Source organism: Bacteriovorax sp. PP10 (assembly GCF_035013165.1).
GTDB classification, from domain to species: domain Bacteria; phylum Bdellovibrionota; class Bacteriovoracia; order Bacteriovoracales; family Bacteriovoracaceae; genus Bacteriovorax; species Bacteriovorax antarcticus.
This window is the reverse complement of sequence record NZ_JAYGJQ010000003.1, coordinates 280098-292179: the sequence shown is the minus strand read 5'-3', so window position 1 is coordinate 292179 and position 12082 is coordinate 280098. Positions and strand designations below refer to the sequence as shown.

16 protein-coding genes are annotated in these 12082 nt (G+C 38.3%); 6 read left to right on the top strand and 10 right to left on the bottom strand.

Translation table 11 applies throughout. The features are described 5' to 3' along the window. Nucleotides 1–18: 18 nt before the first annotated feature. The 3 genes from SHI21_RS19135 to SHI21_RS19125 form a co-directional block, all read right to left on the bottom strand. Nucleotides 19–1185 carry a pyridoxal phosphate-dependent aminotransferase gene (locus SHI21_RS19135; RefSeq protein ID WP_323578717.1) on the bottom strand — a complete coding sequence of 389 codons (1167 nt, stop codon included), beginning with the start codon at nt 1183–1185 and terminating at the stop codon, nt 19–21. Nucleotides 1186–1343: 158 nt separating this feature from the next. After that, a complete protein-coding gene (locus tag SHI21_RS19130; protein WP_323578716.1) occupies nt 1344–2150 on the bottom strand; it encodes a hypothetical protein in 807 nt (268 codons plus the stop codon). A gap of 92 nt (nt 2151–2242) precedes the next feature. Next, nucleotides 2243–3358, bottom strand: coding sequence for a hypothetical protein (locus SHI21_RS19125; protein WP_323578715.1), 1116 nt, complete (start codon nt 3356–3358; stop codon nt 2243–2245). Between the two features lie 179 nt (nt 3359–3537). On the opposite strand from SHI21_RS19125, the gene SHI21_RS19120 reads away from it, so the two are divergent. Genes SHI21_RS19120 through SHI21_RS19105 form a run of 4 tightly spaced genes read left to right on the top strand, consistent with a single transcriptional unit; the run spans nt 3538 to nt 6227 of the window. After that, entirely contained in the window at nt 3538–4149 is a 612-nt protein-coding gene (locus SHI21_RS19120) for a MotA/TolQ/ExbB proton channel family protein (RefSeq protein ID WP_323578714.1), read from the top strand. Nucleotides 4150–4182: 33 nt separating this feature from the next. Next, complete coding sequence (locus SHI21_RS19115) at nt 4183–4623, top strand: ExbD/TolR family protein (RefSeq protein WP_323578713.1); 441 nt, start codon at nt 4183–4185, stop codon at nt 4621–4623. A 13-nt stretch (nt 4624–4636) separates the two neighbouring features. After that, on the top strand, nt 4637–5788 hold the full coding sequence (locus SHI21_RS19110; RefSeq protein ID WP_323578710.1) for an AgmX/PglI C-terminal domain-containing protein: 1152 nt from the start codon (nt 4637–4639) through the stop codon (nt 5786–5788). Nucleotides 5789–5831: 43 nt separating this feature from the next. Continuing rightward, the gene (locus SHI21_RS19105) at nt 5832–6227 is read left to right on the top strand and encodes an AgmX/PglI C-terminal domain-containing protein (protein ID WP_323578709.1); all 396 of its coding nucleotides are present in this window, start codon (nt 5832–5834) and stop codon (nt 6225–6227) included. A gap of 5 nt (nt 6228–6232) precedes the next feature. On the opposite strand, the gene SHI21_RS19100 is transcribed toward SHI21_RS19105, so the two are convergent. The 7 genes from SHI21_RS19100 to SHI21_RS19070 form a co-directional block, all read right to left on the bottom strand. Continuing rightward, nucleotides 6233–6658 (bottom strand): hypothetical protein, encoded by a 426-nt coding sequence (locus SHI21_RS19100; RefSeq protein WP_323578708.1) that lies wholly within the window; start codon nt 6656–6658, stop codon nt 6233–6235. Nucleotides 6659–6738: 80 nt separating this feature from the next. Continuing rightward, on the bottom strand, nt 6739–7191 hold the full coding sequence (locus tag SHI21_RS19095) for an EVE domain-containing protein (RefSeq protein ID WP_323578706.1): 453 nt from the start codon (nt 7189–7191) through the stop codon (nt 6739–6741). 2 nt (nt 7192–7193) lie between these two features. Beyond that, nucleotides 7194–7955 carry a substrate-binding periplasmic protein gene (locus tag SHI21_RS19090; RefSeq protein WP_323578705.1) on the bottom strand — a complete coding sequence of 254 codons (762 nt, stop codon included), beginning with the start codon at nt 7953–7955 and terminating at the stop codon, nt 7194–7196. A 2-nt stretch (nt 7956–7957) separates the two neighbouring features. Next, nucleotides 7958–8248, bottom strand: coding sequence for a hypothetical protein (locus tag SHI21_RS19085; protein ID WP_323578704.1), 291 nt, complete (start codon nt 8246–8248; stop codon nt 7958–7960). Nucleotides 8249–8367: 119 nt separating this feature from the next. Beyond that, a complete protein-coding gene (locus SHI21_RS19080) occupies nt 8368–8760 on the bottom strand; it encodes a hypothetical protein (protein ID WP_323578703.1) in 393 nt (130 codons plus the stop codon). Then, a complete protein-coding gene (locus SHI21_RS19075) occupies nt 8757–10421 on the bottom strand; it encodes a protein-arginine deiminase family protein (protein ID WP_323578701.1) in 1665 nt (554 codons plus the stop codon). Before SHI21_RS19075 ends, SHI21_RS19080 begins: the two co-directional genes overlap by 4 nt. Before the next feature lie 236 nt (nt 10422–10657). Further along, entirely contained in the window at nt 10658–10960 is a 303-nt protein-coding gene (locus SHI21_RS19070; RefSeq protein WP_323578699.1) for an HNH endonuclease, read from the bottom strand. A 386-nt stretch (nt 10961–11346) separates the two neighbouring features. On the opposite strand from SHI21_RS19070, the gene SHI21_RS19065 reads away from it, so the two are divergent. Both SHI21_RS19065 and SHI21_RS19060 read left to right on the top strand, forming a co-directional pair. Further along, the gene (locus SHI21_RS19065) at nt 11347–11730 is read left to right on the top strand and encodes a hypothetical protein (RefSeq protein WP_323578697.1); all 384 of its coding nucleotides are present in this window, start codon (nt 11347–11349) and stop codon (nt 11728–11730) included. 2 nt (nt 11731–11732) lie between these two features. After that, nucleotides 11733–12035: an XRE family transcriptional regulator gene (locus tag SHI21_RS19060; RefSeq protein ID WP_323578696.1), complete on the top strand. Its 303-nt coding sequence runs from the start codon at nt 11733–11735 to the stop codon at nt 12033–12035. Nucleotides 12036–12082 lie beyond the last annotated feature (47 nt).

Sequence of the window (12082 nt, the reverse complement as noted above, 5' to 3'; positions counted from 1 at the left end):
TCAGGCGATTTTTTAATTCTATTTATAATCTTTTAAAAATTTATTCAATTCAACTGCGCCTTCAACGATCATTTTCGTATCACAGCTAAAGGCCAGACGAATAGACTGACGGCTTGATGGCGTGTCACCAAAACAGCTTCCAGGCGCGTTTCCAAGACCAACTGCGGCCAGGTCTTCAGAAAGCTTTTCTACATCAATGCCATCTTTTACACGGCACCACAGATAGAATGCGGCCTTTGGAACATAAGGAGTCAGGATGTCCTGACCTTTTAATGATTCAAGAAATAAATCTCTTCTTTTTAAGTATTCAGCGTTCATTTCTGCATACCATTCAGTTGGTGTTTCTTTTACTGCTTCAATAGCTCCCCATTGAGAGATGCTGTTGATTCCGTTCACAGTACAACGAAGAAGTTTGCCAGCTCTGTCGTTGAATAATTCGTTTTTCGAAGCGAAGTACCCAAGACGCAATCCACTCATCGCGTATGATTTTGAGAATGAGAAAACTGAAACAGCTTTATCATAATCAGGAATTAAAGAGGCGATAGATGTATGTGATCCACCATCAAACAGGATGTGCTCATAAGCTTCATCACTGATTAACCAAAGATTATTTTTTACTGCAAGGTCGGCAATCTTTTTTAATTCTTCTAATGGAATGATGGCACCAGTAGGATTTTGGGGAGAGTTTAAAAAGATCACTTTTGTTTTTGGCGTAATCGCCGCTTCTATATCTTGTGCTCTATAGACATAATTGTGTTCAGGTTTAAGTTCTACACCTATTGTCTTTGCTCCAGCTAGACGAGCGTTTTCCACGGCCTCAGTCCACATTGGATCGGGGACGATTACTTCATCGCCTTCTTCAACAATGCACTGGTAACAGACGTATAGAGCGTGCATGGCCCCGTTTGTGATTGAGATGTGCGCGGCCTTCACAGGAATTTTATTTTGGTTATTTAATTTTTGAGCAAGAGTTTCTCTCAGCTCAGGAATTCCATTGTTTGGAATGTAATGTGTTTTGTTAGCTGATAGCGCTTTTAGAATTCCTGCTTTTACATTCGGATGAATGTCGAAACTTGGGTCTCCAGATTCAAAACGGTAAATTTTTTGACCATCTTTCTGTGCTTTTAAGAGTTTTTCTCTGATAACGACAATTTTTCCAAGTGAGATATTATCCAAGCGACTCATGAAGTTCTCCTCTTTGCGGTGTGTGTGGTGAAGGAAAATGAATTTGGTCGGATTGATTGTGCAATTAAAATGACACTTTTCCAACGACAAAGTAAGAAATATTTTTAAATGCCAAAGACCAACCTTGAAGGTCGGTCTTTGCGCATACTTTTGAAAAATTAATAAATCGAAAAACCACAATTCTTTTTAACGTAAGCATCGAAAGCAACGTTTGAATAAAGCTTCTTATTGAAGAAGACGTTCCCGCCTTTATTGTGATCTGTATACCACAGGTCTTTTCCTAAAACGCTACATGTCTTCTGGCCTTTCTTTTTGATCGTGACATATTTAGCGCTGGCCTCACCTTCAAATCCTACAGGCCATCCAGCAAGAGCACTGGCCTCTACAACTACGCCAGCACCGGCATATTGAACGTCTGGAGAGACGGCAGCACCACTAGCTGTCTGCCTCATTGGACCTTCTATTAAAGCGCCGCTGATGATCTCTTTTGTCTTACCGTTAAAGATAACTTCTTCACGTGTAGGCAAGCTCACGATCACGATGTCTTTATCTGCATCGGATTCATAACGGATGGCCGGCATGATATCTCGCGGAAAAAATGTCATAAGTTTTAAATGGCCATGGCTTTCATTTTCATCCGGTGAATCCCAGATCATTAAACCCATATCTGAGCGAGCGAGGTCTTCAAAATTAAATTCGAAACTGCGACTGACTGAAAAACCAGTATTGGGAACGGCAACGTTGCCACCGTTATTATAAAATTGAAAACTTCTTGGCGTGTAGTAATTATCGCGATCGATATTGTAACACATGTCCCACCTTTCATGATCTCTCGTCCTGCAACCACCAGCAAATAATACAGCTTCATTCGATTCTTTTAGTGGGGCCTGAATAAGAGTCTCATCAAATTCAGCAAATGCAGATGCTGAAATAAGAAGCATAAGCAATGCAATAGGTTTCGTCATAATCACTCCGTCGATTAAAGGACAATAATCTATTGTTTTCTATTTCTTAGAATTAAAACAGAGAATTGGTGCATTTTTTCTATCAATTACTATCAGAACGGTGTGGTCTCTACTAATTTTCTCAACTTAGATTGAGTAGAATACCATTCTTGTGGGGGATTCTTCCAGAAGCTCTCGGCAGAAGGTGCCCAGTCGGATACTTTATTTTCGATGCCACCGATACAAGTTGCTTTTGAATTCATGTCTTGAGCTTTAAAACTTGCTCCAAGAAAACATGCATCTCCATTAACTTCATTTGATTTAATATAATCTACCATCTTACTTACATTCAGATTTCCTGGAGCAGGAGTTTTTGTATACACAACACTGAATGTGCCTTTCTTATATTCATCACGACTTAATTTACTCATAGGTTTTCCGGCATCAAAGATTTCCACATAAAATTTCATGCTTCCACCTTGTTTTGAAATCACTTCAATATCAGTTGCCGGTGCTTCTTTACGACTGGCCATACAGTTATTGTAAAGAACGTAAACTTTCGCATTTTGATAAATACATGTTCTATTTTGTCCTGATCCTGGCATTAGTTCACGTCCGATGAATTTTAATTCACCAGAGTTGATATCTGCTAAGGCATTTTGTGGAGAGTAGGTATCGATATTTTGCGATAGAGGACTGTCATTGCCAGCTACACAAGGAAGCATTTTAGGACTAACAGTTTCACCCAGGAATTCTTTTCCTAAAGCAATGTCGGCCATTCTTGTCGCCTCTTCAAGAGAATGCTCTTCAATATCACGTCGACCTGTCACTTCCATTGTTGTTTCAGCTTGAATTGGCGCTATTGGCGTATTCGTTTTTTCTACAACAGGAATACTTGCAGGTTCAACTTCTTTTTTAGAATCTCGTGATGCCAGTTTTATGGCAGGTGCATTTTTATTATAGTAAACCCAGTAGCTTTCACCGGCCTTGGGCCCGCTAGTCACTTTCATTTTAATACCTGAATTTCCAGTCTCGAAATTTTTTATCTCTTCAACTTCACCGGTTGTCCCTTCTGCAAGCGTTGTTGCAATGTTTTTGGTGTACTTCATAAAGTCAGGACTGGTCCTGGCCGTTAAGAAGGCATCTAGTTCAACTTCATCACCGGTACTGAATCCAACAAGTGATGAAAGGGATAGGGCGAGCAAAATAGTAGGTAATTTATTTTTCATTTTGTCATTATAACGCCCTCTTAAATAATTTCCTAATAGTGACAAAAATGCCGGAGTAAACCAGTTCAATAAAAAAATATGAATCTAAGCTAAAATATTAATTAAATTAGCCGTTAAGGAATTACAATAGAAAGAGTCATATATAAAATACGATACTTACAGCGACAAGGAGTCAGCGAATGGAATTGATGCAATTATTTAAGCAAGGTGGCTTTATCATGTACCCACTACTGGTTTTCTCAGTAGCAGTATGGACAGTTGCCATTCAAAAAATTTGGTTTCTTATTAATTTCAACAAGCAAGCAAAGTTCTTCCATGAAGAAGGAATGAGAATTATTCAGTCAAAACGTTTCAACGAAATGGAATGGCTATATAAGAACTGCCCAGAAATCATTGCAAAGCCTCACTCTGCAGTTTTCGAAGAAGCTTCTTCTTCTGAAGAATGGGACGCTCGTATGAACCGTCGTCTTAACGAAACAACATTAGGTCTTAAGAAAAACATTTGGATACTTGGTACTATCGGATCATCTGCTCCTTTCGTAGGTCTATTCGGTACAGTTTGGGGGATCATGGGGTCATTCAAGCAAATCGGTGCTGCTGGTAAAGCAGGTTTCGCGATCGTATCAGTTTCAATTTCAGAAGCACTTATCGCAACAGCTGCAGGTATCCTTGTAGCGGTAGTAGCGGTTATGTTTTACAACTACATCTTAGTAATGATTTCTGAAGCACTTCAGAAATTTAAAAATGGTCTTGGCGATATGGCCGAATCATTTAATGCTGCTAAGAAATAGTTTTAATTTTTAAAAGTTAAATAGGAGTGCCTTATGGCAATGGGAAGTTCAAATAATAGTTCAGATGGTGAGGAGCAAATCGTATCGGAGATCAATATGACTCCGCTGATCGACATCATGCTCGTGCTTCTGATTATTTTCATGGTTACATCGAGTGCGGCACTTGAATCAGGTCTTGATATAGAGCTGCCAAAAACTTCGATCACTAATGAGAAGAAGCAGGATGAAATTTTAATTATTACTCTTGATAAGGCCGGTAAAGTGGCACTTCAAGGGAAGTATGTAACAGAAGAAAATCTGGCAACAGAAATGATCGCAAAACTTGCTGAGCTAAAAACTGAATCAGTTATCCTAGAAGGTGACACTCAGGCATTTTTAGGAAAAGCAGTAGAGATCATGGACATTGCTAAGAGTGCAGGAGCGAAGAACTTTTCAATCGCTGCTGATGAAGATCCAACAAAAAGAATGAAGTAAATAGGAAATAAAAATGAGTGCAGTTAAGAAACCCATTTATACTCCTGGCGAATCGACAATGGAGCAGAATACAAAGCGTTTTAATAAACGCGCTTTGATTGGAAGCTTCATCATTCACTTGTTTTTCTTTTTAATCAAGCTTCCTCATCTGGAGCTGGAACATACACTTAAGGAAGAACCTAAGTTAGTTCCAATCACGATGACGATGGTGACACCTCCGCCTAAGAAAAACAAAATTGTTCAAAACAAAGTTGTAGCTCCTGAGTCGGAAAAAGTGGTTGTCCCTAAGCCTGAAGAAAAAGTAAAAAATGGTACGGACAGAGTTGTTAAAAATTCTGATCGTGTCGGTGATAAAAACCAGAAGAAAGTTCAAGACGTTCAAAAAGGTGACCCAGCTTCTAAAAAGAAAGAAGCTTATAAGCCAGGAACTGACGTAAGAAAAGCTCCAAGAACTACTGTTGGTTCAGGATCAGCAGCAAGCCAGGTAAAAGCGAAAGACAATAACACTGGTGGATCTGGAGATACGTACCAAGGTCTGGACATGACGAATGTAACAGACTCAATCAGAAAGAACGGTCAAGGGATCAAACGTGCTGCTGCCAAAGGTGCTAAAGACGATGGTGGAGCAGGAATGGGAACTGGCGGCGGTATCGGTAACGGTGTTGGTGGTGGAGGCGGCGACGGCTTTATTACAGGTTCACCAAACGGTACACCTAATGCAGCTAAGGTTGCTACCAACATTGGTAGCTTAACTGGATCAGCAAAAGGAACAATCGATTCTTCTCGAGGATTCGATGGCGTTGCTCAAAAAGGATCGGTTATGGTCGCTGGTGTGCCGGTTGAAAAAATCGCACTATCAAATATCAACCCGGATGAAATTAGAAGAATTCTTCGCGATCATATTCCTCAATTTCGCTACTGTTACCAGTCTGAACTTGATGGAAATAAAAATCCTGAAGGTGTCCAAGGGCGTATGAACTTTAAGTTCAGCGTTGGTGGAGCAGGAAAAGTGACGAAGTCAGAAATTCAATCAGAAGAAATTTCTTCTGATAAAGTTCGCGACTGTATTAAGAACGTTCTACACGGGATTCAATTCCCAAGGCCAACATCAGGTGGAAACTATGATGTATCTCAGCCGATGAACTTCTATCCAAAACGTATGTAAGTAAAGGCCCTCTTCGGAGGGCCTTTTTTTTGAAGGAATTAACATGAAGACTAAGAAGATAATTTCAATTTTTTTTATGGCCGTATTACTAGCAAGCTGCGCGCATGAAAAATACGAAGTCGATCCGATAACAGGCATTAATCCTGGCGATATTAGGGACACTCTAAGAGACAATGTTTCGAAGTTTAGACGCTGTTATGAATCTCAGCTGGATTCAAGTAAAACACCTAGAGAGCTGGAAGCGAATGCTACTTTTAAATTTGTTGTTAATGAAAAAGGAAGCGTAGGTAAATCCGAAGTAAAATCTAGCGATATTCAGTCGGCCCAGGCCTTAATCTGTATGAAAAACATTTTAGAAGGACTCAAATTTCCTGCGGCCATTAATGCGAAATCTTACGAGGTCACACAACCGATGAATTTCTATCCTCCTAGATCATAGTTCACTTATTTACAAGTAAGGCCCGGCACTCCATCGCGATCAATGAAGTTAAAATAAATTTTATAATCGAGATCGTTGATGAAAAGCTGGCCTTCATAGTTTGTGAAATTGTTATTAGTATCAAAGCGCGGGTAAAGTCTTAAGTGAACTCCTTCTGCATCACCTCTTAAATTAATATCTGAATAATAAACTTCAGGAGTGATTCTCACTGATTTATTCTCATAAACTTTAGGTGAACCTACTTGAGTAATTGTGAGAGTTGCTCCCCAATTATATGAACCGATAAAAGGTTTCGCTGGATCGATATTTTTATTAAAAGTTACTAAAATTTTTACATTTGGTTTTTGTGCTGGAATACAAACAACGTTTTGAACTGCAAAAACTTGTGCAGAAAAAAGTAGTGATGCAAGAATGATGAATAGGTTTTTCATATGAGTCTCCAAGAAGAATGCGTGACTTTAGGATAGGTTTTGCCCTAAATCAACATCTTCTTGGAAGCACTTTTAATGGATTAAACTAAGTTCTTAATAATCTTAAATTCCTGCTCAGTGACAGGATTGATAGATAGGCGAGACCCTTTCTGCACTAGCGGCATTTTGTCTAAACCTTTCGTGTTTTTAATTTCTGTAAGCGTTATAACGTGGTCGAATTTCTCTACGAATTCAACTTCTACCATGAACCAGCGTGGAGCTTCTTTCGTCGCTTTAGGGTCGTAATACTCGCTTTTAGAATCGAATTGACTTGGGTCTGGGTGAGAGGTCTTAGAAACCTTTGCAAGGCCCGCTACACCTGGAACTTCACAGCTTGAATGATAGAATAAAACCACATCACCCAGTTTCATATCATCGCGCATGAAATTACGTGCCTGATAATTGCGAACGCCATCCCATCCTGATTTTTTCTTAGTTTTTAGGTTATCGATAGAAAAAACATCGGGCTCACTTTTCATTAGCCAATAATTCATGATCAAGGACTCCAGTCTTTAAGAGAATACTTTTCGATTATCTTACCTAGAGTTCCGTCCTTTCTCAATTCTTCTATGCCATCTGAGAGGATTTTTGCGAATTCTTTTGAGCGGGGATTCTTGGGAGAGAAGCCAATGTAGAGTGGATCGCCTTCGGTGCATCCGGCCTCTTCAAATTGGTCACGTATTTTTTTGTTTTCTGTAAAATAGTTAAAGACAAAAGGATTTTCTACAATTGTATTGATCTTACCTTCTGTGAGGTTATCAATATTTTTCATTAAAGGGTTTTCGCCATGACTTTTAGTAATCTGTTCAGGGAACTCTCTAAAATAGCTTAAAAGCGGCGCTGAGTAAGCATAGGATTCGACAATACCAATCTTGCGGTTCTTTAAACTGGCGATGCTGATAAACTCCCAAGGGTCTTTTGCCTTAACGTAAAAACACTCTTTATTGCTTCCCATACTTTTTGCAGGATAGATAAAATCCGGAGCATCTGGTTTTGTTGTTGCTGCGATTCCTGTGGCCAAACCAAAGCGGACACTCTCAATAGAGTTCGTCCAGTTATCAATTTGAAAAACTACATTATGGCCTTTGCGCTCAAAAATAATCTTGGCGACTTCTATGATGTAGCCTTGCTGTTTGTCTTTAGTATGGGTTGGATTGCAGGTAAAAGGGCACCATTTATCTGACTTGAGCAGAATTGTTTCTGCATGGGCATGTGAAAAAGTTGTGATGATTAAAAATGAAAATAAAATGGTCTTCATGTTTAAAGCAAATTTAGAAGTTTCATATTTCGACTTTTGGCCTCGGCCTCTGTCTCGACATGTTTTTTGGGTTTTTCTTCTTTTTGCTCTTCAGGATTTTCTGAATGCTCTTTCTTTTTTTCTTTGTAACTGTCCTGAGCGTTTTTAGTGCTGTCTTTTAATTCCAGGTCCACATTGTTTTGTTCGCTCGCGGCCACGGCAGACTGGTCAATAGACGTCTTTAAGGCGTCATTGTTAAGACGGCCTTCACTGAGGTAGCTTTTGAAGCCAGGTAGTTTAGAATCGATAATCATAGGTCTATTATAACTAGTTTTTTATTTATAAAAACTTAAGTTAAACATAATAAGGATTACAAACTCTTACACCTTGAATGGGGAGAGTACGGGGCCTTTCTACTGTCAATATTTGGTGGCTAAGTCTTGGGCGTACAAAAAAGTGGCTGCTGATCTGTTAAGAGTTGAAAGTAGCTGGGAGTCTTTCCCGCAGATTGTTTAAAGGAAGAACTTTGAAGAAGGCTTAGTTTGGATTTTAATTTATCAGAATAATAAGTGCATTTTTTTAATTCTAAATTCCATAGCGTTTCGAGATTTACCGCTTTTTTATCTAGATCTATTTTTGTTGGCGGTGTTTCAAAAAAACACAGTCCAAATTTAGCATTTTTATGAATCAAGCTCACACTGGGATTCTTAGCATCTAATAAAGATAATTCGACCTTTATATCCTTATCGATATTACATACATATTCAGTTACATTTTTTGCATAAACTGTATGAGAAAATAATAGCGAAAAAATGATATATTTCATTTTGATCCTTGAGTATTTGGACGGCAGTATGGAAGTGAGTGGCTAGAGCAATGAATATTTCCTTTACCAAGATGAGAGTAATCCCATGTTGAAATAAAGTCGGCCTTCATTTTTTTCTTTTCCATTTCTTCTTTTAAATACTTATTAAAAATCAAATTACCAGTATTGGGGAAAGTCACTGTTTTATTCATGAGAACTGAGTTTGTTGGGTTTGGAAGAAATGAATTAATTGTACCCGGTCTTGGTAACTCAAGTGTTCCATCTGCGCGGACAAATGGTTGTGTTCCGTGAAAAATATTAGGAACTTCAAGCTCATTATAATACTTTGCACATTGAGGAAGACGAGAAAGAATTTTACTTTTTATTTTAGCTTTATCATTTTCGATTGATTCAGCAATTGCATTATTGAGATTCATGAATTGAGGGTCTTCAAGCATCATTTCCTGTATTTCAAAATTAGAAACTTTGTCGATGTTTTGAGCACAAAGAGCATTGAACTTTCCAATGTCATTATCTTGATTATATTGCGGACTAAAGATCGACTTAATGTTAAATTTTGCGTCGGCAGCTTCCGCAATAGAGACACCAAATAAAATTTTGTAAAAGACTGCTTTCACGGCAGGTTTAACTTCATCTGAAGTGGCCTTATTCTTCATAATATTTTCAGCGTATTTACAGATAATCGAATTCCCTGCGAGTCCTTTGAGAGATCTGGAATCTCGGGCCTCACTTGGGTCATAATCTGGGTTTGTGAAATCCATGAAAGGAGTTTTACCATTTTCAGGACTTTTCATAAGCTCTAAAGCTTTTTTAGGACTTGCGGCCATTAATGAGAACTCGCACTCTTTAGGACGGCCATCATTAAATTGTGTAGGAATGATTTTAAATATCTCATCTACGTGCCCAACTTCTAACCATGAAGTTTGAAGCTGAATCACATTGTCTGCGTCTCCACAAAACTGATCAGTAAATTTCTTACCTTGGTTGTCTCCAACTAGACAGAATCCACCGGGAGCTCCCTCAATATTTCCACCCATTTCACCTGAACCAAAAGTCTGGTTTGTTTTTCTGGGATCAGTCATGAGGTCTTCAGGATAATCGCCCATAAGACGAGGGCCTTCTTTAACATTACATTTAAGTCCAGCATCACTCAATGTTTTTCCATTATCTTTGCGAACCCTAGGGTAGGAATCAATTTGTCTGACAACCGGAGCACCGGTTTTTAAATCGACAAATGATTCAAACCAATCCTGCTGCCATGTATAGTTTGGCGCCGGGACAAAAGTCATTTGATCAATAATTCTTTCAATTTTTTTCGAATCAAGTTTCTTGCCCACTAACTCCGCTTTCGTTGAAGCAACCAGTGCACGGAACTCATTAACGTCTGCAACAGATATCAAGATCTGTGGAACGTTTTCATAATCATAATTATCAATAATTTTATAAATGAACTTTCGAGTTACACCCCTGGCCTCTTTTGTTGGAATAAAGGGAGCATTCGAAATTAGAAAAGACTGAGTAGGATAAGTTTCATCTAAAAGTGTGATTCCATTTTGCGGACACAAAGGAGCTTTCTCTATTTGTGGACATTGTAATGCAAAGGCCTGAGGCAATGTCAGTAGTGTTAAAAAAATAGGGGTAAGAATTCGAGTCTTTTTCATAAAAAAATTTTACCACGATAGAGAATTTATTTGTGGCACTTAATTGTGGAAAAAACTTCCCTTTTTATTTAGTAAAATTGTCTGTGTAAAGGGTTAATTAACTCCACAGTCTTTCAATAATTAATTGTTAGTTGTTGATGAAGGGGTCACGACGGCCTACACATCGACGAAGTCAAAAAGTTCGAGCACGCCGAAAAAAAATTCAGTCGCACTCAATCTTGGAATTAGTTTTTAATTTAAGAGGCCGCTTTTTGCGGGAAGAAGTTCCACCATTCACTTGGGTCATCATCTAAAAGACGAAGACACAATTCTGGTGACCATCTAGGTTTTTTAGCAGGCTTCAAAAGATTCAGTCCTGAACTCTTTAAACTCTTCGATCCTTTTTTACCGTTACACGGTTTACAACATGTCACCACGTTTTCCCAGCTAGTAGGTCCCTTTTGTGAAACAGGTATGATGTGATCAAAGGTGAGTTCGTGAGCAGGCAGGTTTATAGAGCAGTACTGGCATTGAAACTTATCGCGAAAAAAGACATTCATTCTGGTAAATTTAACGTTCAAGGTGATCTTGTGCATCTGGAATAACCGGAGCACTTTGGGGAGCTTATACGAGGTGGAAACGGTCCGTATCAGCTTGTCTTCATATTCATCGACGACTTCCGCACGTCCAGTCATAAGAAGAATCATGGCCTTCTGCCAATTTATTATTTTTACCGGAAAATAGTTGCAGTCTAGAAGCAACGTCCTCATATCCCTCAATTATAGCATGAAAAAAGATGGCCCGTGCAAGCGGCAAGATAATTTAATATTTTTTGCCTTAATGGGGACGTATTGACTCTGCTAAGTGTGCAAATACCTGACTAAGCCTTTTAGGAGCTGTCTCATAATTGAAAATAGTTAGGTCTAAGATCTTAAATCTTAACTAGATGCTTAAGAATTTAGTTATTAACCCTTACATTTTTAGAATTATAGATAATTGCGGAATTGCGCAATTCAGGGTAGGGTTAATGGGAAGAAGGCATTATGAAATTGATTCAATTTTCATCAATGGTAGATCTATTTCAGAAGTTGTTATCGATTCACATTATGAAAATAAGCATACTGACTATGTTGATGATAATTTAATTCTAATATTAGTTTCTCAACTTGATGGAGGATATGAACTCCCAGTAGATGTGAAAGATGATTTTAGTTACTTTGTAAAAGTCATAGAAGTGAATAAAAAATACTATCGGCTTATTTGGCTTCTTGAGAATAAGTATAATTATATTGGCATTATTAATGCCTTTAGGGTGAAAAAAGGAAGGTAGTTATGGCATTTCCAGATAAAAAAGAATTATCAAAAATTCGAAAAAAACTTAATAAGGCAAAACCATCATATGCCTTGCCTGAAAACGCAACTAAGGCCGAAGAGTTGAAGTACGCTCTTTGTGAAAAATTCGTTATCTTTATTCTAAAAAACAACATTACCCAGATCGAGCTTGCAAAAAGATTAGATATTGGTCCGGCAAGATTAAATGAGATTGTGAAATATAAAATTAACCTTTTTACAGTTGATAAGTTAATTGATTTTGCGCAGAGACTTGATCCAAATTTACAAATTAAGGTTGCATGATAATTCGTATAGCAGTGTAGCTACCAGAAGTCTGCTGGCACCTTTTA